At 37.3% G+C, this 26,925-nt stretch carries 16 protein-coding genes; 11 read left to right on the plus strand and 5 right to left on the minus strand.

Features of this window, described 5'->3' with window-relative positions; translation table 11 throughout:
* Nucleotides 1–20 precede the first annotated feature (20 nt).
* The 8 genes from AC1RNE_RS08880 (at nucleotide 21) to AC1RNE_RS08915 (ending at nucleotide 15,788) form a co-directional block, all read left to right on the plus strand.
* The gene (locus tag AC1RNE_RS08880) at nucleotides 21–1,835 is read left to right on the plus strand and encodes a RagB/SusD family nutrient uptake outer membrane protein (protein WP_492800635.1); all 1,815 of its coding nucleotides are present in this window, start codon (nucleotides 21–23) and stop codon (nucleotides 1,833–1,835) included.
* A 112-nt stretch (nucleotides 1,836–1,947) separates the two neighbouring features.
* Nucleotides 1,948–3,609 carry a DUF4957 domain-containing protein gene (locus AC1RNE_RS08885; protein WP_492800636.1) on the plus strand — a complete coding sequence of 554 codons (1,662 nt, stop codon included), beginning with the start codon at nucleotides 1,948–1,950 and terminating at the stop codon, nucleotides 3,607–3,609.
* 75 nt (nucleotides 3,610–3,684) lie between these two features.
* Nucleotides 3,685–4,752 (plus strand): pectate lyase, encoded by a 1,068-nt coding sequence (gene pelA / locus AC1RNE_RS08890; protein ID WP_492800637.1) that lies wholly within the window; start codon nucleotides 3,685–3,687, stop codon nucleotides 4,750–4,752.
* A gap of 254 nt (nucleotides 4,753–5,006) precedes the next feature.
* Nucleotides 5,007–6,017, plus strand: coding sequence for a family 43 glycosylhydrolase (locus AC1RNE_RS08895; RefSeq protein WP_492800638.1), 1,011 nt, complete (start codon nucleotides 5,007–5,009; stop codon nucleotides 6,015–6,017).
* A 275-nt stretch (nucleotides 6,018–6,292) separates the two neighbouring features.
* On the plus strand, nucleotides 6,293–11,008 hold the full coding sequence (locus tag AC1RNE_RS08900) for a pectinesterase family protein (protein ID WP_492800639.1): 4,716 nt from the start codon (nucleotides 6,293–6,295) through the stop codon (nucleotides 11,006–11,008).
* A gap of 29 nt (nucleotides 11,009–11,037) precedes the next feature.
* On the plus strand, nucleotides 11,038–11,988 hold the full coding sequence (locus tag AC1RNE_RS08905; RefSeq protein ID WP_492800640.1) for a pectinesterase family protein: 951 nt from the start codon (nucleotides 11,038–11,040) through the stop codon (nucleotides 11,986–11,988).
* Between the two features lie 520 nt (nucleotides 11,989–12,508).
* Nucleotides 12,509–13,507 carry a DUF4382 domain-containing protein gene (locus tag AC1RNE_RS08910; RefSeq protein WP_492800641.1) on the plus strand — a complete coding sequence of 333 codons (999 nt, stop codon included), beginning with the start codon at nucleotides 12,509–12,511 and terminating at the stop codon, nucleotides 13,505–13,507.
* A 244-nt stretch (nucleotides 13,508–13,751) separates the two neighbouring features.
* The gene (locus AC1RNE_RS08915) at nucleotides 13,752–15,788 is read left to right on the plus strand and encodes a serine hydrolase (protein WP_492800642.1); all 2,037 of its coding nucleotides are present in this window, start codon (nucleotides 13,752–13,754) and stop codon (nucleotides 15,786–15,788) included.
* 195 nt (nucleotides 15,789–15,983) lie between these two features.
* Here AC1RNE_RS08915 and AC1RNE_RS08920 read toward each other — a convergent pair whose 3' ends face one another.
* The 3 genes from AC1RNE_RS08920 to AC1RNE_RS08930 form a co-directional block, all read right to left on the minus strand.
* Nucleotides 15,984–17,159 carry an acetyl-CoA C-acyltransferase gene (locus tag AC1RNE_RS08920; protein ID WP_492800643.1) on the minus strand — a complete coding sequence of 392 codons (1,176 nt, stop codon included), beginning with the start codon at nucleotides 17,157–17,159 and terminating at the stop codon, nucleotides 15,984–15,986.
* A 128-nt stretch (nucleotides 17,160–17,287) separates the two neighbouring features.
* Nucleotides 17,288–19,687 (minus strand): 3-hydroxyacyl-CoA dehydrogenase/enoyl-CoA hydratase family protein, encoded by a 2,400-nt coding sequence (locus AC1RNE_RS08925; RefSeq protein WP_492800644.1) that lies wholly within the window; start codon nucleotides 19,685–19,687, stop codon nucleotides 17,288–17,290.
* 199 nt (nucleotides 19,688–19,886) lie between these two features.
* Nucleotides 19,887–20,417 carry a GNAT family N-acetyltransferase gene (locus AC1RNE_RS08930; protein ID WP_492800645.1) on the minus strand — a complete coding sequence of 177 codons (531 nt, stop codon included), beginning with the start codon at nucleotides 20,415–20,417 and terminating at the stop codon, nucleotides 19,887–19,889.
* A 164-nt stretch (nucleotides 20,418–20,581) separates the two neighbouring features.
* Here AC1RNE_RS08930 and AC1RNE_RS08935 point away from each other — a divergent pair, with 164 nt between their 5' ends.
* On the plus strand, nucleotides 20,582–21,484 hold the full coding sequence (locus AC1RNE_RS08935; protein ID WP_492800646.1) for a LysR family transcriptional regulator: 903 nt from the start codon (nucleotides 20,582–20,584) through the stop codon (nucleotides 21,482–21,484).
* A 19-nt stretch (nucleotides 21,485–21,503) separates the two neighbouring features.
* Nucleotides 21,504–21,974 carry an Lrp/AsnC family transcriptional regulator gene (locus AC1RNE_RS08940; protein ID WP_309913206.1) on the plus strand — a complete coding sequence of 157 codons (471 nt, stop codon included), beginning with the start codon at nucleotides 21,504–21,506 and terminating at the stop codon, nucleotides 21,972–21,974.
* A 71-nt stretch (nucleotides 21,975–22,045) separates the two neighbouring features.
* On the opposite strand, the gene AC1RNE_RS08945 is transcribed toward AC1RNE_RS08940, so the two are convergent.
* Together AC1RNE_RS08945 and AC1RNE_RS08950 are read right to left on the minus strand one after the other, a co-directional pair.
* Entirely contained in the window at nucleotides 22,046–23,005 is a 960-nt protein-coding gene (locus tag AC1RNE_RS08945; protein ID WP_492800647.1) for an MlaD family protein, read from the minus strand.
* Between the two features lie 71 nt (nucleotides 23,006–23,076).
* Nucleotides 23,077–23,889, minus strand: coding sequence for an N-acetylmuramoyl-L-alanine amidase family protein (locus tag AC1RNE_RS08950; RefSeq protein WP_492800648.1), 813 nt, complete (start codon nucleotides 23,887–23,889; stop codon nucleotides 23,077–23,079).
* Nucleotides 23,890–24,022: 133 nt separating this feature from the next.
* Between AC1RNE_RS08950 and AC1RNE_RS08955 the strand changes: the two genes are divergently transcribed.
* Nucleotides 24,023–26,869, plus strand: a complete 2,847-nt coding sequence (locus tag AC1RNE_RS08955; RefSeq protein ID WP_492800649.1) for a putative LPS assembly protein LptD — start codon at nucleotides 24,023–24,025, stop codon at nucleotides 26,867–26,869.
* The last annotated feature ends 56 nt before the right edge of the window (nucleotides 26,870–26,925 follow it).

A 26,925-nucleotide genomic window follows, 5' to 3' on the forward strand; every position in this document is an offset into this window, starting at 1 on the left:
AACAGTTAATGTCAATAATTATGAAAAAGAAATTAGTAATTCTCGCGGTATTGTCAATGTTTATGACATCCTGCAAAGACTTTTTAGAACCAGATTCTCTATCAACTTTCGATACAAACTATATTTATTCAAACGTAGATGATGCCCGCAAGGGAGTAAATGCCATCTATGAGTCTTTTGGACAAGATGCTTTTCGTTCAAGACTTTCGAATAATATGGCGGGTAATACCGACATCGAACACCAAAGTGGTTGGTCGAGCACGGCAGACCGTTACCAAATTTGGGATTTAACTGCTGTTGCCACCAATGCTGACTTGCGTATTGTATGGAATGCGGCCTATACCGCTATCAGAAACTGTAATGTTGCTATCGAAGGCATCGAAGCTAGTTCGGCATTAAATTCTACTGATGTTGCTACTTCTAAAAAAATGTATAACATGCTTGGCGAAGCTTATACTATCCGTGCTTACTGGTATAGTATGTTAACATTTTATTTTGGCGATGTGCCAAACGTTCGTGTGGCACCTAAAGCTGGTAATGACTTCTTTTTACCGAAAGAAGACCGCAACGTAATTTTAGGACAGGTTATTAAAGATTTGATTGATATTGAAGGAAAAATGTCTTGGGCTGACCAAACTAGCTACGGAATCGAGCAAATTAACCGTGAATATACCTTAGGGATGATTGCTCGTTTAGCCTTACAAAGAGGAGGTTATTACCTTACTCCTGCCTTGGCAATGGAACGTAAACCTGATTATTTAGACTATTACAAAATTGCAAAAGAGTATTCTGAAAAATTAATCACGCTGAAAGACCGTCCTTTACCTACTGATTTCAGACAGGTATTTTTGAATGAATCGAAATTTGTAACTCCAACCAACAGCGATATTTTATTTGAAGTACCCTTCGCCAATGGCAATGGCGATGTGGGCTGGAACATCGGTATCACAGTAGATGGTGGAACAACAGCGGCTCACAGTTATGGTTCAGGAAGTAATTATATGGCTATTCCTCCTAATTATTATTTCTCATTTGATACCCTTGATATTCGTCGCGATGTAACTTGTGCTTTATACAAAATCAATACAAGTGGGCAAGCTATTTTTGTAAACAGTTCGATGAACATTGCTCAAGGTAAATGGAGTCGTTGGTTTTTAGATAAAGCTCCTGGTGCTTCTACTGCTAAAGGTACGGGTATCAACTGGCCAATGTTGCGTTATTCAGATGTATTGTTGATGTTGGCTGAGGCTGAAAATGAAATTAATGGACCGACTTCTGTTGCACAAGAAGCGTTAAAAAGAGTACGCCAAAGAGCTTTTGATTCGAAATATTGGCCAGAAAAAGTTACTAGCTATGTAGCGAACATTTCGGGAAGTAAACAAGCATTCTTCGATGCGATTGTGAATGAAAGAGCTTGGGAATTTGGTGGTGAAATGATTCGTAAATATGAATTGATCCGTTGGAATTTGTATGCTAAAAAGGCACAAGAAACCGTTACGGCGATTAAAGAAATGGGCGACGCCGCATTGACTGGTACAGGAAAATACTCAGAATTGCCAGATTATATGTACTGGAAAAGAGATGCAAGTGGCAATTTCAAAGTATTGAACCCAAGCCGTAGATATGTGGGTGTTCCAGATGCTACTTGGACGAGGGTTTCGTTCTTAGCGAGTTTAAAACCAACAGCTACTACTTATCAAGACTGGATTACGAAAGACTGGGATAAGTATTATAATGGGCCAGTACCAGGCGTATCACGATACATTTTCCCTATTCCAGCAGAAGCTATTACAAACAGCCAAGGGAAATTACTGAACGACGGATACCAGTTCTAGGTAAATTGCGAGTGAGTGAATTGTGAGTGAGTGAATCATCCATTGAAATTTCACTCACTCACAATTCACTCACTCGCAATTCACTAATTCATAATTAAACAAAGAAATACTCATGAATAAAACACATATAAAACAAAGTTTAGCAGTAGTATTAGTGAGCTTAGGAGCTTTCTTTGCTTGCAAAACTGAAGATGAAATTACCGCCGAAACTCGTCTTTTCAGACCTGTTTTGAACAAAGAGCTTTCTGCTAAAAATAATACCATCATTGTAAACATGGGTAATATCAAGGCAGCAACAGGCTATACCGTAGAAATCAGTAGAGATACTTTTAAAACGACTGATTACACTTTTAAAGTTGATACTAACTATGTGGTAGTTGACGAAACGTTATTAAAAGGCGAATCACTTTATTGGAATACTACCTATCAGGTTCGTGCCAAAGCCCATGCCCTTAAAACCGAATTTGATAGTAAAGTTTCGGATTTAGGAGGTGTAAGAACAGAAAAATTCCCAAGTATTATGGTAACACCTACCTCTGCTGATGTGCTTGATGTGGCAGCCAGAGTAAGATGGGCAACAGGCGGAGTGGTCATTACCAAAGTAAAGGTTTTTGCTAAAACAGATTTGAAGTTAGCCACACCATTGGCGCAATATGATGTATCAGCAGCTGACCAAAAGGCTGGAAGTACGATTATTAAAAAATTGAATCCGCTTACTACTTATCAATTGGCCATCTATGGTGCTGATGGAACGGTGAAAGGATGGGACAACTACACAACTATCAGTCGTGCGGTAGATACTACTAGCCCTAACGTAATAGACTTATCAGAAAGCGATGACCCTAATGCATTGAATGCAGCTTTATTAACTGTCGTAGAAAAGGGCATTATTGTGTTGAAAAAAGGTGCTACTTATGTAATGCCTACTAACAATTTCGATAAATCAGTTACCATTACAAGTGCTTATGGTTTTGGCGAGCAAAAAACAATCATCACGACTTCGGGTGGTGGTAATATCGGAACTGGTGTAACATTAGACTATGTTCGTTTTAATAATATTGAGTTTATTGGTGCTGATATTGGTGGTAGTTATATTTTCAACCCTAACATCGCTACGTTGACTACCGTAAAAGAGCTTTCGTTTGATAATTGTATTATCTCTAATATGCGTGGGGTATTGCGTATCAGAGCAAAAGCTTTCATCACTAATTTCATCATCAAAAACTCTATCGTTCACCAGATTGGTACGTATGGGGTATTGACAACTGATACAGATGGAGCTGGAAATGCGGCGGTTGATAACATTATTTTCCAAAGCAGTACGTTTAGCAAAATCAACATTTTCTTGACATCTCGTCAAAATTCAAATTCTGTTGTTATTGAAGACTGTACCTTGAGCGAAATTGCGACAAACGGCGGTTCATTATTCAACTGGCGTGGTACTGCTGTTGGTCTACGTAATGTGACGAATGGCATTAAAATAGCCAACTGTATTTGGGGACACGCGTGGGATCAATCAGGTACTTCGGTCTTGACTGTCCGTGGAAAATCTGCTGGTTTAGATGTTACCAACTTCACGGTGTTAAATACTTATACTACTGGTGACTTTGGTTATGTAGCAGGTACTGAAATTTCAGGTTTACCATCGTTTACTTATACTAAAAAGGCTTCAGAACTTTGGGTTAGTCCTTATTCTGGTTTAAATTTCAACTTCAAAGATGCTACTTTCGCTGGTCGTAAAGATACTGGTGACCCTCGTTGGAGAGTAAAATAACCTGATTGATTAGTAGTTTCTAAAAGAAATCTCTTTTAGAGACTACTAATCAATTTATATTATATCCCTAAAATTATGTATTATAAAATCCTACTTTGTGTTGCTTGTTTAGTAAGCTTTGAGATGATTGCTTGCAAAAGTGTACAACCCATTCAAACAACTCAAACAACTGCTTACCCTCAAGATTCTGTCGCAGAAAGAATGCTTTTGTACCAAAGAGATAACGGAGGCTGGCCACAGCCTGGTGGTGATGCTATCAATTATAACTTAACGGTTTCGAGTACTCTGAAAGCAAAATTATTATCAGAGAAAAAAGTATATGATACGACAATTGACGACAAAGCTACTACCAATGAAATCACTACTTTAGTGGGTGCTTATAAGAAAACTCAAAATCCAGCTTATATCCAAGCGGCAGAAAGAGGTATCAAGTATCTATTGGAGGCACAAAACAAAGCAGGTGGTTGGGGACAATTCTTTCCTGATACTTCTGGTTACCACAAGCACATCACTTACAACGATAATGCGATGATTGATGTGATGAATGTATTGAGAAATACTGCGGAGGCTAAGAATAATTTTGAGGTAGTAGATGCATCCTTAAAAGCACCTGCTCAAGCAGCGGTACAAAAAGGTATTGCATGTATCTTGAATACGCAATACAAACAAAATGGCAAGCTTACGGTATGGTGTGCACAACACGACAGAGAGACTTTGCTTCCTGCGAAAGCCCGAAAGTTCGAATTAGCTTCATTGAGTGGTAATGAAACAGTAGGAATCATTCACTTTTTAATGGGCATTGATAATCCCTCTCCCGAAGTAAAACGAGCGATTAATGCAGCAGTAAGCTGGCTAGATGCTGTAAAAATAGTAGGTATCAAAATAGAAGAAATAAAAGATCCTTCGCTTCCTAAAGGGAAAGATCGCCTTGTTAAAGCAGACCCTAATTCTACGCTCTGGGCAAGGTTTTATAATTATGAAACGAATGTTCCTTTCTTTACTGGACGAGACAGCGTACCGAGAGCAGCGTTAGCAGATATTGAAAATGAAAGAAGGGTTGGCTATGCTTATTACGGCATTTGGCCTGCCAAACTTTTAGCGGTTGATTACCCTAATTGGGTTAAAAAATGGGATAAAAAATAGATTATCGCTGATTACAAAGCCTAAAATAAGCGTTAGCTTACCGATTAAATAACAAAAGCCCATTATTGGGCTTTTGTTTACCTCAAATTTCCAAAGCAATGGCAATATCCATTGAACTTTGATTGACATATCCATTTCGTTTTATTAATCATGCCAACTATCAAATTGAAAATGATAGACGACCCTTTTATGGCTTAGTCGAAGCATTTCTTTATGATTATTCTTTGTCTATTTTACAATAAAACTAACGCTGAATGAAAAAGATTTCGGTAATGATATTATTAAGTTTGGTGGTTTTGAACGGCATTGCCCAAACACCAACTACGCCAACTCCTATTAAGAAAACGGTGAAGGATTTTCCTCATACGGGTGAACCAGCAATGCCCGTTGTCAAACCTATCCTTGATGTTCCATTGAGGGATGCAAGTATATGTGTGGGCGGTGATAAATATTATTATTTAACAGGAACAATTGGTCCAGACTTCATGATTGCGAACGAGGGCATTAAGCTATGGCGTTCAAAAGATTTGAAAGAATGGGAAGCACTTGGCTTAGTGTGGAGTATCGAAAAAGATGGTACTTGGCAAAAACAATGGACAGAAAAAAACGGACAAAAAAGGCGAGCACTTTGGGCACCAGAAATTCATTTCTTAAAAGGTAATTATTATATCGCTTATTGTGTCACAGGTTTAGGGACAGGTCTTTTAAAAAGCTCATCTGGCAAACCAGAAGGCCCTTATATCAGTGTAAACGTGCCTGATGCACCACTTACTTCTGGCATTGATGCTTCCTTATTCCAAGATGACGACGGACAGGTTTATTTTCTGTATGGAAGTGGATTTATCGCAAAAATGAAAGATGACCTGAGTGGCTTATTAACAAAACCAGTAGCCTTAAAATGTGCCATTCCTGACCTAGACGTTGAGCATCACCACCCTAACAGACCTTGCAAAGACTTTGACCATGTAGGTTTTGAAGGAGTGTATATGCTAAAGAAAAATGGCAAATATTATCTTTCATGCGCCGAAAGATATTATGAACGCTACCATTGTATGACGGCAGAGGCTGATAATATCATGGGACCATATGCTGCTCGTTATGTGTCTGTTCCTTATGCTGGACACAATACATTTTTTGAAGACTCGAAAGGACAATTATGGAGTACAATGTTTGGGAATGATGCCGATGCTCCAGTGAGTAAATTACCTGCTATCGTACCCGTAGTGTTTAATAAAGAAGGTCATATCAAACCAAAAGTAAACTAAATGTTATTTATTTCAGCATAGACAATACCTCATTCATACATTATGAAGCTGTTTAAACTTTCAGTTTCCGAGGTGAAAGTATTGTATTTTTGAATTGATTTTTTCAAAATTTGTGAAGCATAGCATCGCTACGTTGAGTAAATTTTGGAACAAGCTATTCTAAAAGACTTAGTTTAACCCGAAACGGAAAGTTTAAACAGCTTCAATATAAAAACTCTCAAATCATTAAATATTTAAGCCTTATAACGGAAAGAATTTTCCAGATTTTATCCTCTATGAAAAGCTATTTTAACTCTTCACTAAGTCAAAAATATATTCTTTGGCTTATACTCTCTTTTTGCTTTTTTTCTTCAACAATCCAAGCGCAACAGTTGGCTTTTCCAACTGCCGAAGGTGGCGGTCGTTTTGCTAAAGGTGGTCGCGGTGGTACTGTCTATGAAGTAACCAATCTTAACGATGCTGGTACTGGAAGTTTAAGAGACGCTATCAGTCAGCCCAACAGAACGATTGTATTCAAAGTTTCGGGTGAAATAAAACTGAAAAGCCGTTTACAAATCAAGCAAAGTAATATTACCATTGCTGGACAAACCGCTCCCGGTCAGGGTATTTGTATTACGGGCTATACTGTAAATATTTCTGCTTCGGATGTCATCATACGCTATATCCGTTGCCGTTTTGGTGACGATAATGCTGTCGATGATGATGCTATGAACAGTTGGAATCATCTTTTTGAAAACATCATTGTTGACCATTGTTCTATGAGCTGGTCGATTGACGAAACAGGCTCTTTTTATGGCATTCGCAATTTTACTTTACAATGGTGTATCCTCAGCGAAAGCTTATTTAATTCAAAACATGATAAAGGAAAACATGGGTACGGGGGAATTTGGGGAGGTGCTAACGCTACTTTTCACCATAATTTAATTGCACACCATACTTCCAGAAATCCACGCTTTGGGGGTACTCGTCCGGGGTATATTCCATATCCAGCTTCGGAAGAATTAGTTGACTATCGAAACAACGTATTATACAATTGGGGAAACATTAATTCTTCTTACGGGGGCGAAGGTAGTAGAATCAACATGGTCAATAATTACTATAAACCAGGCCCAGCCACTCCGGGAAGCCTTACTGTTAGTTCAGCATCCAATAAAAGAAACCGCCTCCTTTATTATTCAAGTTATGTAGTAGATAATGCAACAGATACTACTTGGGGTGGTAAATTTTATATTAATGGGAATGTAGTAGCGGGTTATCCAGATGTCTCGGCAGATAACTGGGCAAAAGGTGTGCAAAAAGATGGTTATGCCAAAGCAGATGCCTTACTAGCAGTAGCCCGACAAAGTCAGCCCTTTGCCACCGCACCAGTACGTACACAAACGGCGGAGGCAGCCTATTTAACCGTATTAGATAGTGCAGGAGCGATACTTCCTAGACGAGATAATATTGATGCTCGAATTGTAAGAGAAACAACTTATGGTACAGCTACTTATGAAGGTGCTGCCTATTCTACTATCAAAGATACGGGAGTAAGTCATCCTTCTGGCATTATTGATAGTCCTGCGGATGTGGGAGGCGTGCCTAAATATGGTTCAAATACTCCGTATAAAGACGTTGACAAAGATGGAATGGACGACCTTTGGGAAATAGCCAATGGACTAAATCCCAACAATGCTAGTGATGGAAACTCAGTAAGCACAAATGGTTATACCAATTTAGAGAATTTCTTGAACGGTATTAATAAAGATACAGGTACAGGTGAGATTGCTGGAGGTTCAGTCATCATTGATTTAATGGGTTATGATGCTGTAGTTGCCCAAGATGGTACTGGTTCATATAAAACAATTCAGGCTGCTATTGATGCTGCCCCTGTCAATAGCACAAAACCTTATAGAATCTTTATCAAAAATGGGAAGTATCTTGAAAAGGTATCTATCGTTGCTAACAAAACTTTTATCCATCTCATTGGCGAAAGTGCCGCTAAAACTATTATTTCTTGGAATGACTATTCTGGAAAAGTAAATCCCGCAGGTGGAACTTTCGGCACAAGTACCTCGGCTACCTTAACCATTAAAGCAGGTGACTGTTATTTACAAAACTTAACCGTAGAAAACACAACAGGCGATGCGCCACAGGCTTTGGCCATTTCTATGGAAGGTGATAGAAATGTGGCTAAAAGCTGTATTTTTCTAGGCGGACAAGATACAGTATTAAGCAATGGAGATGGAAAAAGACAATATTTTAAAAATTGTTATATCGACGGTGTCGTTGATTTTATCTTCGGAAGTGCCATTACTGTTTTTGATTCGTGTATCGTATATGCCAAAGACCGTGCGGATAAACTGTCAGGTAGCTATATCACTGCTGCTAACACGCCTAATACTCAAAATTATGGCTATGTTTTCAGGAATTGTATTTTGCCTGCTAACATAGGCGTAACTGCTTATGTATTGGGTAGACCTTGGCAAAACGATGCTTCTACCGCTGATGCAGCGAAAAAATACAATAAAGTGGTTTTCTTGAATAGTATTTACGGAAACAAAATCGTAAAACCAGAAGGGTGGTCAACTTGGGATAGTGGAACAAATACTGCTTTGATTACCTATGCGGAATATAAAAGCAAGCGGTATGATGGTGCATTGGCAGATATTAGTAAAAGATTATCATGGTCGAAGCAATTGACAGATGCCGAAGCATTGCCCTATTACGACAACACCAAAATATTTGGCGATTGGAATCCATGTACTACCACCACAGATTTTTGTACAACTCCTAAAGCTGAAATCGTAGCTGTCAATATCAAAACGGTAAAAGGAGCTAACCTCTCTACTCCTACTACTTTTTCATGGAACATTGCTTGGGCGATGAAAGACCTCCGCTATGAATTATACAGAAGTACCGACAACAAGGTTAGCTTTTCCAAAATCAGTGAAACAGTGGCTACTACCGATACCCTGATAAACTTTAGCATGACTGACGCCGCTCCTGTGGCAGGGAAAACCTATTATTATTTATTAAAAATAAGCAAAACAGGTTTGAAAGATTTTGTTTCTGATACCCTAACGATTTCAAGTGTTCCAACCATCACAATAGCAGGAACACCTAAAGATTTTATCCAAGGTTTAGGGAAAGCCTCCTCAGCACAAGTATATACGTTGTCTGCCGAAAATTTAGCTGATAAGCTTAACATCAGCATTCCAACTAATTTTGAGGTTTCAATTGATGCAGGGAAAACATGGGTTGATGCTAAAAATAGCGTAAGTATTGCTCCAACCAACGGAAGTATTGCTACTACTAATATACAAGTACGCTTGAACAGCATTCTGGCAGGAACTTTCAGTGGAAATATCATACATACCAGTACTGGAGCAACCAGTAAATCAATCACAATAAACGGCACTACTCAAACAGATGCCTTGCCTGTGTCTCAACGCTTGGCATATTGGTCAATGGTTGTTTCAGACACTGATAGCTCGGCACTAAGAGGTAAAGGTGTAATTATTAGCAAGCCTGTTTTGAAAAAACTTAGTTTATCGAATGGGTCTGTAATTCCTGCTTATTCAACACTACATGGACAAGCTTTTGCTCCTTCGGCAGATGGGGGTGGGCTTTGGACTACTGCTGGTGGAGGCTTTGGTAATAATTTGAGTCGCTCATCTTATGAACAATTTACGATTAAAGCCTCTGGTGGCTATGCTGTAAAGGTAGATTCTATCAGTTTAAAAATGGCTTTGTATGCCGCTGCCACTGGTAAATTTGCAGTAGTTTATTCAAAAACAGGTTTTAAATCAGACTCTGCCGACGTTTCTGGGGGATTAATAGCTGGTGTACCTATGCTTAGTTCGGCTAATGCTTCCTTTGCGAATCCTGCTATTCCAGTATCAGAACCAAGTGCAACCGTTACTTTATATCAAATAGCCCTAAATGGTGCCAATGGCATTAACTTAGCTGCTGGCGATTCTTTAACTATCCGTATGTATTTTAGTACTGGCAGTTCAAGTGCTGGTCGTTATGCCAAAATCAAAGATTTAAGTTTATTAGGCTCAACCAAGGAAACACAGCCTGCTACGCTCAATATTATTCAGTCTCTGACCGATTTCACTTATATGGTTGGCAGTAATTCGCCCGTTCAAACCTATTCGGTTGCAGGCGAGAACCTCAGCGATGATATTAGTCTTACGGCACCGAGCAACTTTGAAATTTCAAAAGATGGTACTACTTGGGTTAGTTCAACGGGGGTTTTAAAATTAACCCAGTCTGCTGGAAAAGTAGCTAAAACGACTATAAATGTAAGAGTAAGCGCTAATACTGCTGGTACATATAACGGCAATATTATTCATGCTACGACAGGAATTAATTCAATTACTTTGCCAATAAAAGCCATTTTAACGGCCTCTGCTCCTACACTAACGATTCCACAAAATTTACAAGACTTTACTTATCTGATAGGTTCGTCAGTAGCTACGCAAAGCTATAGCGTAACGGGTGAAAATCTACTCGGTGATGTAGTGTTAGTACCTCCTCCTCATTTCGAGATTTCGATTGATAATGCTACATGGGTAAATGCGGCTTCGACCTTAAAACTTACTCCGTCCGCAGGAAAATTATCGCAAACGACTATCTATGTAAGATTAACGGCTAAACTTATCGGTACTTTTACAGGAGATATTAGTCATGCTTCATCTGGGATGAGTACTAAAATGCTATCGTTGAAAGGGATAGTAAGTAGCCCCCTTGGTGTAGAAGAAGAACCTGTTAGGAAAATATTGATTGGTCCTAATCCTTCACAAAATGAATTGAAGGTTTTTCATCCATTAGCCAAAGCAACTTTAAGCATCTTAGGGACTTCAGGACAAAAAATTCAGAGCATAAATACACAATCTAATAGTACTTTAACTATTTTAGAGCTTAATCATCTATCTTCAGGAACATACTTCCTTGAATACCTGAATGGTGATTATCGAGAAGTATTGAAGTTTATTAAAAATTAACAATCAAGCATTTTCAAAAGGATCTATTTATGAATAGCAAAAGTATTTTTCTCTTTTTCTTTTTAATAACAGGCAATTTATCACTGGCTCAGCAATATGATTTTGTAGTTGCTCAAGATGGTAGTGGACAATTCAAAACCGTTCAAGAAGCTATCAATGCCGTACCCGATTTTCGTAAAAAGCCTACAACAATCTTTATCAAGAAAGGTACTTATAAAGAAAAATTAGTACTGGCTGAATCAAAAGCCATGGTGCAATTCATTGGCGAAAGCCTCATTGAAACCATTCTTAGCTATGATGATTATGCACAGAAAAAGAATATTTTTGGAGAAGAAAAAGGCACAACAGGTTCGGCAAGTTTTTATGTGTTTGGCAATGAGTTTTCAGCTAAAAATATCACTTTCCAAAACTCGGCTGGTCCAGTGGGTCAAGCAGTAGCCATTTGGGTAAAAGGTGATAAAGCCAAATTTGAACATTGTAGGTTCTTAGGTTTTCAAGATACCCTTTATACGTATGGGCATGAAAGCAGACAATATTATTACGACTGCTATATAGAAGGAACGGTCGATTTTATCTTTGGCTCATCTACCGTACTCTTTGAAAAATGCACGTTGTTTGCTAAAAAAAATGGTTATTTAACAGCAGCTTCGACACCAGAAAATAAAGCATTCGGCTATGTTTTTAAAAATTGTACCATCACAGGAGATGCCGAAGCCAACACTTTTTATTTAGGACGACCTTGGAGACCTTTTGCCAAAGTAGTATTCATACAATGTAAACTTGGCAAACAAATAAGACCCGAAGGATGGCACAATTGGGATAAAGCAAGCAATGAACAAACAAGCTATTTTGCGGAGTACAAAAACACAGGTGAAGGTGCAAACACAGGCAAAAGAACACCGTGGGCACATCAGTTAAGTGATGAAGAAGCGAAGGGCTATACTAAAGAAGCTATTTTTGGTGATTGGAAGGTAGAGTAACCTACCAAATTTTATATTAAAAAAATCAATTTGTTTCACACTCATTATTCTTCCATGCTAAAGTTCATTTAAGCAATTTTCATCTATTGTTTAAATGAACTTTTATATTTTTATCACATTCTTCTCTGTATATTCCTCAGGTGTGTCCCAAAAATTACCCACTTTTTACTCACTTCTCCTCAATTTATCATTTATTCTCATATTTATTAATTTTCCTTTCAAAAACGATTGGTTCCCTAAAACTTCATTTTTTCATCACACAATGATGTGAAGCACAATGTTAGTTTTTTTTTATAAATGCCTAATAATCAAATATTTATAAAAAATACACCTCTTTTTTATGCCATCACATCAATAGGTAGTTCCTACATTCATGTACATTTCTTTTACGTTGATTATACAAACAGGCAAATTAGACACTGCGAAAGAGCAGCAATCAGAAAAACCTTTGACTAAAAACCCTAAAAATTTAACTGAAAACCCTGAAAATCAAACGTCCAAATTTAAACTTTAATGTCTTATGAAAACTAGAAAAATCCTTATGTATGCTTTATTGGCTTTGGGAATTATTACATTACAATGGTCATGCAGTAAAGATGACGATAACGTAACGCCCGCAGCTACTGAACAAGACCCTAATGCGCCAAAAGGACAAGTAAAAGTAGGTATTACTGATGCTCCGATTGACAATGCCGAAATTAACGGTGCTTTTGTAACAATTACAGAAGTAAGATTAGATGGAAAAAGATATGATGGATTTCAAGGACCAAAAACAGTAAATATTGCTGAACTTAACAATGGTACTTTCTTGACATTGGTTGATGGTAAATTCCAAACGGGTACGTATAGTAAACTAACGTTCGTATTTGACTATGAAAAAGACCAAGCTGGTAATGCCCCAGGTACTTATATCTCAAAAGTAGACGGGACTAAAAGCAAATTAGCCATTTCTGGAAATGCTAGAAACTCGCTTGATGTAAACAGTAAGCCTTTTACAGTTAGTGAAACGGGTACTACTGATTTAATGGTTGATTTCGATTTACGAAAAGCCATTAAAACCTATGAAGAAAATGCTAAGAAAAACTATTCATTTGTTACTTATGGCGAATTGCAGTCGTCAGTAAGAGTAGTAAACAAAAGTGCTACAGGTACTATCACAGGTCATGCAAACGGATATAATTCTACGATGATGGGGAAAGTGGTAGCCTATGTGTACAAAAAAGGAGAATTTAATCCAAGCACTGAAGCGAAAGGACAAGGCGATAGTTCAATAGAATTTAAAAATGCTGTTTCAAGCTCAATAGTTGATGGAAACGGTAATTTTAAAGTATCGTTCTTGGAACAAGGTAATTATGAAATACACTTTGCTTCTTATAAGCCTTCAGGCGATGCTAATTCTTCATTGACATTAAATGCGTTATTGAATATATCGAGTGCATTAGATTTAAATACCATTGCAGTACAATCTAATAGCAATGTATCGGTATCATTATCAATAACAGGGGTAATAGGTTTATAATATTGAGAGTTGTGAGTGATGAGCTTAAACTAAAGTATTTACAAGCACTTTAATTCACTTATCAATATCGTTTTTAAGACTATTTAACACTCCTTATTTAATAAGTAAAAGCTTCAATGAATGTCAATTAGGCATTTTTTGAAGCTTTTATTTTATAACATGAATCTCCTTCTCTAAAATATCGTGTTCAATATGAAAGACTTAAAAGCTTTTTTCGTTTTTTTACAGGCTAACACGATATAATATGTCTAACAGATATTTTCTTTCTTTTATCTTTTTATTATTGCTATCCAAACTGAGTTTTGGACAAAAAATTATCAAGGGTAAAACGTTGCATAAAAACTCTAAAGAAGCTATTCCTTACGTTAATATCGGGGTTGAAAAATCAAAGATCGGTACTATTTCTAATGCTGATGGAAGCTTTTTAATCATTATTCCTCAAAAATTGAGCTCAGATACCTTAACTTTTTCAGCCCTTGGCTTTGGAAAAAGAAGGATTCCGATAACATTGTTAGTACATGAAAAAGATATTAATATTCTTTTGAATGAAAAATCTACATTGCTGAATTCCGTTACTGTCAATGCTACTAAACAGAAAAATAAAACGTTTGAACTAGGCAATAAGACCTTTAATGGTGGTACCTATGAACCAGACACCACTTATGCTGGGCATTGTATTGCATTACTCATCGAAAACAAAGAGGAGTATATTCAAAAGGGGCTTGATTTTCCTGCTTATTTAGAAAAAGTGAGCCTCAGAATATTTAGAAACAACCTCAAGTCATTTAAGTTCAGGATTCGATTAAATGCTGTTGATAGTTTGACTGGTCAACCTAGCGAAGACCTACTCCAACAAAGTATTATCGTAGAATCTTCTATGAAAAATGGATGGCTAACTTTTGACCTTTCTCATTTGAACTACTTAATCACAAAACCATTTTTTGTAAGTTTTGAACAAATACTTGATTTACACGACAGAACAGCTATTGCTGATGGTTATAGAGATTTTATGCAAAAGTACCCTGAAAGACTAAAGACCGATACCGTAGAGTTTGAAGGCAAGAAGGTGGTTAATCAAAAAATTATGAGAGGAGGAATAGATTTACCGGGTACATTCATTGGCATATCTACCTCCAATAACAATCGTTATACTTGTTTTGCCAGAGAAACAAGTTTAGGAGAATGGAAAAAAGTAAGGGGTATTGTTACAGCCTACCTTACTATGAGTAATCAGGCAAACTTGAGCGGAGAAGTAAAAGCAAGTCCAGCAATACCTTGTAAGGATGCGATTGAGTGCCTTATAGAAAAAAGCTGCAAGGATTTTATCGATGAAAGCGGTATGAACGGACTACAGCTTTGCATTAGCAAAGGCAATAAAATCAGGTATTCCATTAATTTGGGTTATGCAGATGTTGCTAACAATATTCCTGTTACGGATTCTACCCGTTTTCGGATAAATAGTATCTCAAAAGCGATCACTTCGCTTGCATTAATCAAGCTTATGTCAGACAAGAAACTTGATTTAGATGCTCCTATCCAACAATATCTTCCCGATTTTCCGCCAAAAAAATATACGGTTACTACCCGACAATTGGCTGGTCATTTAGCTGGTTTTCGTGATTATAAAGAGGATGATTTGAACGATTATATCCGCACCGAACATTTTGATAATGCCATTCAAGCCCTAAAAGTATTTAAAGATGATACCCTGCTTTTTAAACCGAATACGCAATTTCATTATTCTAGTTTTGGCTGGAATTTAATTGGAGCGGTGATTGAAGGTGCGAGCGGTCAAAGTTATTTACAGTATATGGCTAAAAATATCTGGCAACCTTTAAAACTATCCTCTACTTGTGGAGACGATATAAAAAGTACTATCAACAATAGAAGTAAATTTTATGATGCAACGGGACAAGAAAATGATTTGGGAGATTTAAGTTATAAATATTCGGGCGGTGGGCTTTTATCAACGGCTAAAGACTTAGTAACATTAGGGAATGAAATATTGCATGGTAATTATTTCGACGCTAACCTCAAAAAGACACTTTTTGAAAGCCAATATACTACTGACAAACAAGCAACGGGCTATGGTATTGGTTGGTATACAGGTAAAGACAAAAATGGACATCGCATCTGGTATCACGCGGGCGATTCCTTTAGCAGTAGTTCGTATTTAATTATTTATCCAGACGATGATATAGTAATTTCCTTTCTTGGAAATTCACAAGAGGGTGTGATGTTTAATGTGCAGAATATTGGAGAGTTGGTTTATGGGAAGTAGTGTTGAGTTTAGATTATAACAGAATCAAGTCAAATTTTTATTTATTCCTAGCGAGGGACTTAAGTCCCTCACTAGGAATAAACACCTTGATTATCAGCTATTTATATACTTTCGGATAATCGATACTCGCTAGTGATAAATAAATAAAGGGCAAGTAAACCCTGCCCTTTCTTTTCAAATTAGTAAATCTAACAACTACAATAACTCATAAATACCAGCTACGCCTTGTCCACCACCAACGCAAGCTGAAACCATTCCGTATTTTTGATTTCTTCGACGCATTTCGTTAAATAATTGTATAGAAAGCTTAGCCCCTGAACAGCCTAGCGGATGTCCTAAAGCAATAGCCCCTCCGTTTACATTTATCTTCGAACGGTCTAAATCTAATTCCTTGATTACCGCTAACGACTGTGCTGCAAAGGCTTCATTTAACTCTATTTGATCAATATCATTGATATTCAATCCTGCTTTTTTCAACGCTAATGGGATAGCTGCTACAGGACCTATGCCCATAATGCGTGGCTCTACGCCAGCAGTAGCATAAGTGACCATGCGAGCGATAGGTTCAAGATTAAGTTCTTTAACCATTGCTTCCGACATTACCATGACGAAAGCCGCCCCATCAGATGTTTGTGACGAGTTACCAGCCGTTACTGTTCCGCCCGCTGCGAAAACAGGCTTTAGGTTTGTTAAAGCTTGCATTGTTGTCCCTGCACGTGGACCTTCGTCAGTATCTACTACATATTCACGGGTTTTCTTTTTGCCTGAATTAGCATCAAAAAATGTTTCTTTTACCGTAATTGGCACGATTTCATCTTTGAACAATCCATTCGCTTGGGCTGCTAATGCCTTGGTATGTGATGCTACTGAAAATTCGTCTTGTTCTTCACGCGAAATATTAAATTGCTCACGTACCTGTTCGGCTGTTAGTCCCATACCGATATAGTAATCAGGATGCTTCTGTGCAATTTCAAAATTCAAGGCCATTTTATACCCCGTAGTAGGCACTAACGACATTGATTCTGCTCCGCCTGCAATAATACAGTCTGCAAGACCAGCATGAATTTTAGCCGAAGCCAAAGCGATTGCCTCGATACCTGAACCGCAATAACGATTGATGGTAAAGCCCGGAACATTTTTAGGCAATGATAGTAAAGCAATATATCGAGCAATTTGCATGCCTTGCTCTGCCTCTGGAACGGCATTGCCTACAATCAAATCATCTACACGCGTAGGGTCGAGGGCAGGCACTTGTGCCACCAAATGTTTGATTACTTCAGCTGCCAAATCATCAGGTCTTGTAAAACGGAAAACACCTCTTGGGGCTTTTCCAACAGCGGTACGATAGCCCGCTACTATATATGCGTTCATTTTTTTAGCTTTTGTATAGCTTTGAGCCTTGAGCTATGAGCTATGGGCTATTAAGCTACCGTGATTTTGAATAACAATAATTAGCAAAAAAAGCTCATGGCTTAATGCTCATGGCTCAAATCTCTCTCCTAATTCCTCAACGGTTTCCCTCCATTTAACAAACTCTGGATACGCTCTAATGTCTTTTTCTCTGCTGAAAGCGACAAGAAAGCTTCACGCTCTAGGTCTAATAAATATTGTTCTGATACCAACTGTGGATAACTCAAATCTCCTCCAGAAATCACATAAGCTAGTTTTTCTGCAATTTTAGCATCATGGTCTGAAATATATCTACCCATTTTCATCCCTTGTACACCCGCTTTGAATAGCGCAATCCCAGCTTTACCTTGTACTCTGATGTCATTGCGTTTTTTAGGTTGAGTATATCCTGCTTCCGCTAATTCAATCGCTGCTTGTTTGGCATCTGCAATGAGGCGAGAACGATTCAAAACAATCTCATCTCCACGACGCAAATAGTTCATCTCATACGCTTCTTGTGCCGAAGTACTTACTTTTGCCATGGCTATATTCATGAAAGCATTTTGCAACGTATTTAGTTCAGGGTCACCATTTTTGTATAAATCTGAACAACGCAGTGCCATTTCTTTCGTACCACCACCCGCAGGAATCAAGCCTACGCCTACTTCAACCAAGCCCATATAAGTTTCTGCGGAGGCTACTACCCTATCAGCATGGAGATTGATTTCGCAACCACCACCTAAAGCTAATGAATGTGGCGCAACAACAACAGGAATTGATGAATAGCGTACTCTCATCATGGTTTGTTGGAACTGAGCAATCATCATATTGATTTCGTCGTATTCTTGTTCAATAGCAAACATAAACAACATCGCTAAATTGGCTCCTGCTGAAAATGCTTCTGTACTATCGTTTCCGATGACTAAACCACGAAAGTCTTTTTCTGCTAAACTGATTCCTTTCTGAATGCCTTCTATTACGCCAGCACCAAAGGTGTTCATTTTTGAACGGAATTCTAAAGCCAGAATACCGTCGCCCAAATCATACACATTGCTTTCAGCATTTTTCCAGACAATGTTATTAGACAAGTTTTCTAGAATAATAAATGATTCCGTGCCTGGAATTACCTTGTATGATTTCGTTGGAATATCATAATACAAACGCTTGCCACCTTCTCTTTTATAGAAAGTCTTTGCGCCAGAAGCCAACATTTCGTGTACCCAGTCTGCTGATTTCATGCCTTCGGCTTCCATCAGGGCAAGTCCTTTTTCTACGCCAATAGCATCCCACGTTTCAAACAAGCCTATTTCCCAACCAAAACCTGCACAGATAGCGGCATCAATGCGATATAATTCGTCCGAAATCTCAGGGATTCTGTTGGTAACGTATCTAAAACCATCCAAGATAGTCTTTCTATAAAATTCCCCTGCTTTGCTTTTGTCTGCTAGTAAAACAGCAAAACGGTCTTTCAAAGGCAAGCTTTTTGTTTGTTCAAAAACAGCAAATTTTACTTTTTGAGAAGGCTCATATTCAAAGGTTTTTAGGTTCAAGGCTAAAATCTCTGATTTGCCACTCGCTCCTTTTATTTTCTTATAAAATCCTTGACCAGTTTTATCGCCTAACCATTTCTTTTCTTGCAGTTTTTTCACCATTTCTGGCAAGATAAAAGTATCTTTTGCGTCGTCGTCGGTTAGTCCTGCATACAAATTATTGGAAACATTGATGGTAGTATCTAACCCTACAACATCCGATAAACGGAAAGTGCCAGACTTAGGGCGACCCACCACTACGGATGTCAATTTATCTACTTCCTCTACAGTCAATCCAAGTTCTTCTACTACTTGCATCGTTTTCATCATCGAATACACGCCCACACGGTTAGCAATAAAAGCAGGAGTATCTTTACATAAAACGGTAGTTTTGCCAAGATAACGGTCGCCATAGTGCATCAAGAAATCTATGACAGCAGTATCTGTACTTGGCGTTGGAATAATCTCCAATAGTTTTAGATAACGAGGAGGATTGAAAAAGTGCGTACCACAGAAATGTTTTTTAAAATCTTCCGAACGTTCTTCTGCCATAAGGTGAATAGGAATCCCAGAAGTATTGGAAGTAACCAAAGTACCTACTTTACGTAAAGCATCTACTTTTTCGTATAATGATTTTTTAATAGCTAAATTTTCAACAATTACTTCAATTACCCAGTCGTATTGACTGATTTCGGCTAAATTATCATCAAAATTGCCTAGTTTTATTCTATTGGCAAAAGATGCAGAATACAATGCCGCTGGATTAGCTTTTAAAGTTTGTTGAAAGGCGTCGTTTACAATACGATTGCGCACCGCAGGATGGTCAGTGCTAAGCCCTTTGGCTTTTTCAGCATCGTTGGGTTCTTTCGGAACAATATCCAAAAGCATGACCTCAACGCCTATATTAGCAAAATGGCAAGCAATACGGCTTCCCATAATCCCAGAGCCCAAAACGGCTACTTTTCTAATTGAACGGTTCATGTTGTTTGTTTTATAAAAAATATAGGTAAAGTTAAATAAAAATAAATTTGTTATGCAAGCATACTATTTAATTATTTCTATCTTTCACAAAAAAACAAAAATCCCCACCAATGGTAGGGATTTTGTGTATTAACCTTTTCTAAAAATTCACACGAATAGTGTAAATATTGTTTGTACACACCTCTTTTTGTGTGAGTATTTATACTTTAAGTATATTCAATTCTTTTGTCATTAAATAATCGGTCTGCTCATCACTTCCTAACATAAAAACATGGGCTCCATTTATTTCAAACCCTTTACTTTTATAAAAGTTCAGTGCTTTCAAATTATACTCCCATACACCCAACCAGAGCAGGTCACAGCCTACAGACTTTGTCTTTTCACAGCATTGTTCTAATAACAATCCTCCCAACTTTTGCCCGTGAAATTCCTTTTTAACGTATATACGCTCTAATTCTAAGGCATTTCTATCAGCAAATTCGCTTTTGTTTACCCTAAGTTTAGCATATCCAACCGCTTCGTTATCAACTTCTACTATTAAAAAAACCGTTCCATCTGTCTGAATTTCAGTTAATATCTGTGTTTGGTTGAAATGCTTAGTTAAATAAGCTTCAAGATTCTCAGGAGTATTTTGCGCGCCATAAGTATCGATAAAAGTTTCTTCACTAATGTTACAAATCACAGACATATCTAGGTAATTTGCTTCACGAATTTGGATATTTTTACTCATAAGAACAAGCCCTTTTTAACGTATAATAGAATATTTACAAATAAACCATTTTCTATTTATAATAAAAAATGCTTAATTTATATCGACTTATGCTTTTTAGGCATAAGTCAAAACTTCTGCACTCATCTATTTTTTTACTTCCTGACTCTTTAAAATTAAAAACAATGGATTTTAGACAGCTATCTTATTTTTTAGGAGTTGCCTCCGAGCTTCATTTTTCTAAAGCCTCCGAAAAACTTTTTATTGCCCAGCCAGCTTTAAGCAGGCAGGTTCAACAACTGGAAAATGAATTAGGGGTATTGCTATTTGAACGAGACAAACGCAATGTAAAGCTTACGCCAGCAGGGGAATACCTCAATAATGAAGCACAAAAAATACTGTCTCAATTAGATAATATCAAACACAGAACTCAACTGATTCATAAGGGTGAAGAAGGCGAAATTAGGATTGGGCATCCCGGTTCTGCTATTTATTCGGTTATTCCTCCGCTTTTATCTGAGTTAAGGCTCCTCTTTCCTGCTATCAAAGCAAACTTGTCTGAGATGTTAGATAGCTCTGTGATTGAAGCACTAAAGAAACATGAAATTGATGTAGCCTTTATCCGAGAACTTCATCCTGATAAAGACCTTACATCTAAAATTATTTTTAAAGAACCTTTTGCGTTAATTTTGCCAGCGTGTCATCCAATTAATGAGGATAATTTTAAGAGTCTGGCTCAGATAAAAAATGATAATTTTATTTTACCACCTCGCAATTCAAGTTCTGTTTATCATGATTTATTATTGCGTCTTTGTGAACGAGAAGGCTTTCTTCCCAATGTAGTCCATGAATCAAACTATGGAGCTACTATTTTAAAATTGGTAGAGCACAATCTGGGTATTTCATTGATGCCTATTTCCTATAAGCATAGCTCGGCCATGAAAGTAAAGTTTATTGAGCTTAAAAATATTCCAGAGCGAACCAATCTCTCTATTATTTGGCGAAAAGATGATACCAATCCTGTTTTACAGAATTTCTTAAAGATATCCGATTCCTTAAATTTTAGTGATTCACTTCCCATTAAATAATCCTTTAATTACCCATAAAATGGCAGCATTAGATAACATAGATTTAAAAATCTTACAGTTTCTGCAAGCAAATGCGTTGATGACCAATAAGGAAATTGCTGCAAGGCTTAATTTAACAACAACGCCTATTCACGAAAGGATAAAACGCCTCGAAAGCGAAGGGGTAATAGAAAAATATACAGCTATTCTGAATAAATCTAAGCTCGGAAAAAGTTTGGTGGTGTTGGTAGATGTAACCTTGAAAGAACACGCAGCTAGTTTTCTGGAGCAATTTGAAAAGGATGTTTTACTCTTACCAGAAGTAGTAGAATGTTATTGTATTTCTGGGGGTTCAGATTTCTTATTAAAGGTGTTGGTAAGGGATATGGATGAATATCGTCATTTTATTTTACATAAATTAGCGACGCTCTCGAATATCGGAAATGCACAAAGCAGATTTGTAGTCAACGAAATAAAAAGCCAAACGCCTGTGCCGATTGAAGTGATTTAGTGATTGGAAAGCCCATTTACATTGAACGAGTTCCCTAAAAATCACTAAATCACTCATTCGCTCAATCACAATTACTTAACCACAGGAGGTGTACTTTTATTCCCACCAAATACTGAGATGTTTACATAGCGTTTTGGAGCCAATCTGAAATCAATTAGAAGCTTATCTAAATCAGCTACCGAACGGTTAAGGTTGGTATAAAGTGAATCATCTTTCAATAATTTACCCATTGAACCTTGTCCTGCTTCGATACCCTGCATAATTTTTTGCAAACCATCCAACGACTTCTGCGTTGTTGCCACTGCCTGACTTATCTTTAAAGCATTCAAAGAATCGGCCATGGTATTAAATTTACCAATCAAAGGTTTCAAGCTTTTCTCTGTTTCTATTAAGTTATTAGAAAGGGTTCTCATATTAGCAGAGATACCAGCCAAATTACTTCTGTTTTCACTGATTGTACTGTTCAATGAAGCCGTTAAAGAACTTACCGAACGGTCAGAGTTTTTAACAAATCCATTCACAACCATCCCTGTACTTTCAAAACTTCTGGCAACTACACGAAGCGATTTTGTTAAAGAATCTAGGTTTTGAATTAATGGAAGAGCTTTTTCTTTGAGTAGGTCTGTTACACCCGTTTCTGAAGTAGCTATTAATGTTCCTCCTTCTTCAATAAATTTTCCAGAAGATTTACCCATCTCAATTCTGATTAACTTACCTCCTAACAGACCATCGGAAGCTAAAATCGCTTGTGTACCTTCGGGCAATTGTAAATCTTTCCTGATACTGATTACTACTTTTACTTTATTTGCATCACCTTTTAGTAATTCTATTTCTTTTACTTGCCCAATTTTCATTCCACTTAGTGAAACTTGGTTGGCTGCTGTTAAACCTTGTACATCTTTGTATATAATGACATATTTATTTTCCTGTGTAAAAAAATCTTTACCTTTTAAAAAATTAAATCCTAGATATAAAATTACGAAGGATGTAAGGGCAAGTATGCCTATTTTGGTTTCTTTAGAGATATTCATAAATGACTGTTGAAGTTTTTCAATTGATTATTAATAGGTTTATTGATTAAAAAAACATTATCAATCCAAACTTAATCCTCAATTTCTTCTTTATACGATTTAAATGCTTTAAAAATAGCCTCAGCTACTTCATCTTGTCCCGAGCTTTTGGCTAAATATTGCTCTTCATTTTTATTAGTCAAAAAACCTGCTTCTACCAAAACACTTGGCATCGCTGTTTCCCAAAGTACTAAAAAACCTGCTTGCTTTACGCCGTAACTATGCCTGTCAGATTTTTGTTTGAATTGTTTTTCAATTTTTTGTGCTAACTTAATGCTATTCATCATAAAGGCGCTTTGATAATTTGCCATCATAATGTGTCCAAGGGGTGAATTAGGATTAAAACCATTATAGTTTTTTTCATAATTAGCCTCTTGCAAAATTACTGAGTTTTCTCGCTTTGCTACATCAAGATTACTACTTGTTTTATGTAACCCCATTGTGTAGGTCTCAGTTCCAGCCAATTTAGCAGAGCGATGTGCATTACAGTGTACTGAAATAAACAAATCTGCTTTATTACGGTTGGCAATGGCAGAGCGTTCGTGCAAATCTACAAATACATCTTTTGTTCTGGTATAAATTACCCTAACCTCTGGATATTGTTCTTTTATTTTTTCCCCGAGTTCTAAGACAATTTTAAGGGCAATTTTAGACTCGTTATTATTTGCTCCGTGGCATCCTGGGTCTTTACCCCCATGTCCAGCATCCAACACTACTGTTCTTACTCTAGTCTGTAATAAAACAGGTTGATATGTCGAGCTTTCAATGAGTGAATATTGAAAAGTAAAACCACTAAGCGAGCAAATACAAGTGATTATTAAAAAACCTTTAACAAAGTTTAACATTATTTTCGGGTTGGTTCGCTATGTTCAAAAAGTAATAAAGTATTTTTGTGCGTTATTAATAAAAGACAAATATAAATTTTAAAGACTTCTGAAAAAAGCAATCCACATATTCAGTATATTAATTAGCTTACTTTTGGGGCTTTTAACCATAAATCAGTCTTCTGCTCAGCGATTATTGGGCGGAAAACCTTTTAAACCTAAAGCCAGCAAAGCTAATACAGTAATCCCTAAAGATACTGCTAGTTTAGATTCTACCAAGCTTAGTATTACAAAAAGCGTACCCGACTCACTTAAAAAAGAAAGTGACCTCACTACTACCGTTGTTTACTCTGCCAAAGACTCTACAGTGATGGATACCGAAAACCAAATTGTATATCTTTATGGCGACGGTAAAGTTACTTATGGTGATATTTCCCTAGAAGCCAACTATATTCAGCTCAATTGGGCAAAGAATGAAGTGTCGGCACATGGTACGAAAGATTCCACAACCAATAAGACTATAGGGAAACCCATCTTTAAGCAAGGTGGTGAACCTTATGATGCCGAGGAAATCAGGTATAACTTCAAAAGTAGGAAGGCCTTTATCAAAGGACTTATTACGACCCAAGGCGATGGTTTGATACAAGGTGAGAAAGTAAAAAAGGATAATGAAGACAACCTTTATATCCGAAATGCTATTTATACTACCTGTAATCTTGAACATCCGCACTTTAATATTAGGGCAACCAAGATTAAAGTAGTCGGTAAAAGAGAAATTGTAGCTGGGCCATTCCATTTTGAATTAAATGAAATTCCTTTGCCTATCGGCTTGCCTTTTGGTTTCTTCCCTTATAAACCTCCGCAAGAATCGGGTACTTCGGGTATTATCATGCCTACTTATGGTGAAGAACCGCAAGGCAGGGGTTTCTTCTTGCGTGATGGTGGCTACTATTTTGCATTGAGTCCTAATATTGGTTTACGCCTTACTGGAGAGATTTATTCAAAAGGTAGTTTCGGGGTTGCTGCCAATTCTCAATACATCAAGCGTTATCGCTATTCGGGTACTTTCAACGTGAATTTCAGACAAAGTAACAACGGTAGTGAATTTGACAGACAAAAAAGAAATGACTATGGTATTCAATGGTCTCATTCGCCACAAAGTCGTGGAAATTCTAGCTTTTCGGCCTCTGTAAACTTACAAAGTAATTCAAATAGCCAATACAATAGCTTAAACACGAGTAGCTATATTTCTACTGCCTTGAATTCGTCCATACAATATTCACGAAATTTTGGGCAAACTATTCGTACTAGTTTAAGCTTACAAGCCGACCAAAATACAGTAACTAAGGCGGTAAATGTAAATACCAATTATACATTTGGGTTAAACCAGTTCCAGCCTTTTAAAAAGAAAAATGCTGTTACAGACCGCTTTATTGACCAGTTTAGGGTAGGCTTAGACCTTTCGGGTACTTATGGGATTACTAACCAAGTAGCTTTAACCAACCGTTCGTACAATAACTTTGGTTATACTGTTTACAGAACGATTGATACACTAGACCTTGACCCAACAAAGCCCGTAATTATAGACCCAAGAACTGCGGCAAACGCTAGTACTAACTTGGCACGAGATGGTGTAATTCCATTTAATTTATCAACCTTACCTGAATTATTAAAAAATGCTCAGTTCAAGGCTCAATACAGCATTCCGATTTCATTGCCTAATATTAAAATTGGTAAGTATATTAACTTAACGCCTGGCTTTAACTTTTCTGGGAATATTTATCAACAGAAATATAAGTACAACTTCAAGGCCTTTAATGATAAGGCTGCTATTTATAGTAAAGATACTACTGCTGGCAAAGGGGCTGTCGAGATTGATACGCTTCGGGGTGGAGCTTTTTATGCAGACTATACTTATGCTTTTTCAATGAGTATGAATACCCGTTTATATGGTACGATTAACTTCAAAAAAGGTAGGTTACAAGGCATACGTCATACGCTATCGCCTTCATTAAGTATAAATTATACGCCCGATTTTACAGACCCTAAATATGGTTTTTACCAAACGGTTCAAATCAATAACAGGGTTCATAAATACCAAAAAGGAGAAACTATCCCAAGTGCTTTGGCTGGACAAGAAACCCTTCCTGGTGATTTCTTGAACATTTCAAGTTTCAATCCTACCCAAACCAACCGTGGTAGCCAGTCGGGTGGTATTAGCTTCGGGATTCAGAATACGTTAGAAGCCAAGTTAAGAGCAAAGTCGGATACGGCTCAAAAAGAATCTGAGAAGATAATGTTGCTTGATAATTTCTCGTTTACAGGAAATTACAACTTCTTTGCTACGCAGTTTAAACTTTCTAATTTGAACTTTTCGGCAAACTCTAGGGTAAAAAAGTTTGACATCAATTTTGGGGGTTCTTTAGACCCATACAAGTATGTAAACGATGGTTACTCTATCTCAGGACGTAGAATAGACACTTTGTTAATTGACTTGGGCGAAGGTTTTGCAAAGTTGGCCAGCTTAAACCTTTCGATAAGCAAAAGCTTCAAGCCTGCTAGTGCTGATAAAAAGAAACAGAACACGAATGGTACTGAAGGGCAAATGAGCCAAATCAACAGAAATATCAACGACTATGTAGATTGGTCTGTGCCTTGGAGTTTCCAGTTTGGTTTCAACTATAATATGAACAAAACGGGTTATGCTCCTGCTACTATCGTAAGTGCTTTGACCTTTAAAGGGGATGTAAAATTGACTGAGAAATGGAATTTTACCCTAAGTTCTGGTTATGATTTTGTCAATAAAGGTATTTCATTAACCAATATCAGTATACATAGAGACTTACACTGTTGGGAAGCTAATTTCGACTGGACTCCTATTGCCAGTCCGTATTATGGTCGTTCTAGTACCTACAACTTTACCATCAGGGTAAAATCAGCATTATTACAAGAATTAAAGCTTTCGCGTAGAAATACTTTCTATGATAGAGGAGGGTTCTAAAAAAAATCCTTCTTCCATACCTAGGACTTAAGTCCGTAGCTAGGTATGGAAGAAGG

The sequence above is a fragment of the Arcicella sp. GW822-FHT02H01 genome (assembly GCF_058802005.1).

Coding starts and splice junctions, on each gene's coding strand:
- AC1RNE_RS08880 (WP_492800635.1), top strand. CDS start 21: ATGAAAAAGAAATTAGTAATTCTCGCGGTATTGTCAATGTTTATGACA.
- AC1RNE_RS08885 (WP_492800636.1), top strand. CDS start 1,948: ATGAATAAAACACATATAAAACAAAGTTTAGCAGTAGTATTAGTGAGC.
- pelA (WP_492800637.1), top strand. CDS start 3,685: ATGTATTATAAAATCCTACTTTGTGTTGCTTGTTTAGTAAGCTTTGAG.
- AC1RNE_RS08895 (WP_492800638.1), top strand. CDS start 5,007: ATGAAAAAGATTTCGGTAATGATATTATTAAGTTTGGTGGTTTTGAAC.
- AC1RNE_RS08900 (WP_492800639.1), top strand. CDS start 6,293: ATGAAAAGCTATTTTAACTCTTCACTAAGTCAAAAATATATTCTTTGG.
- AC1RNE_RS08905 (WP_492800640.1), top strand. CDS start 11,038: ATGAATAGCAAAAGTATTTTTCTCTTTTTCTTTTTAATAACAGGCAAT.
- AC1RNE_RS08910 (WP_492800641.1), top strand. CDS start 12,509: ATGAAAACTAGAAAAATCCTTATGTATGCTTTATTGGCTTTGGGAATT.
- AC1RNE_RS08915 (WP_492800642.1), top strand. CDS start 13,752: ATGTCTAACAGATATTTTCTTTCTTTTATCTTTTTATTATTGCTATCC.
- AC1RNE_RS08920 (WP_492800643.1), bottom strand. CDS start 17,159: ATGAACGCATATATAGTAGCGGGCTATCGTACCGCTGTTGGAAAAGCC.
- AC1RNE_RS08925 (WP_492800644.1), bottom strand. CDS start 19,687: ATGAACCGTTCAATTAGAAAAGTAGCCGTTTTGGGCTCTGGGATTATG.
- AC1RNE_RS08930 (WP_492800645.1), bottom strand. CDS start 20,417: ATGAGTAAAAATATCCAAATTCGTGAAGCAAATTACCTAGATATGTCT.
- AC1RNE_RS08935 (WP_492800646.1), top strand. CDS start 20,582: ATGGATTTTAGACAGCTATCTTATTTTTTAGGAGTTGCCTCCGAGCTT.
- AC1RNE_RS08940 (WP_309913206.1), top strand. CDS start 21,504: ATGGCAGCATTAGATAACATAGATTTAAAAATCTTACAGTTTCTGCAA.
- AC1RNE_RS08945 (WP_492800647.1), bottom strand. CDS start 23,005: ATGAATATCTCTAAAGAAACCAAAATAGGCATACTTGCCCTTACATCC.
- AC1RNE_RS08950 (WP_492800648.1), bottom strand. CDS start 23,889: ATGTTAAACTTTGTTAAAGGTTTTTTAATAATCACTTGTATTTGCTCG.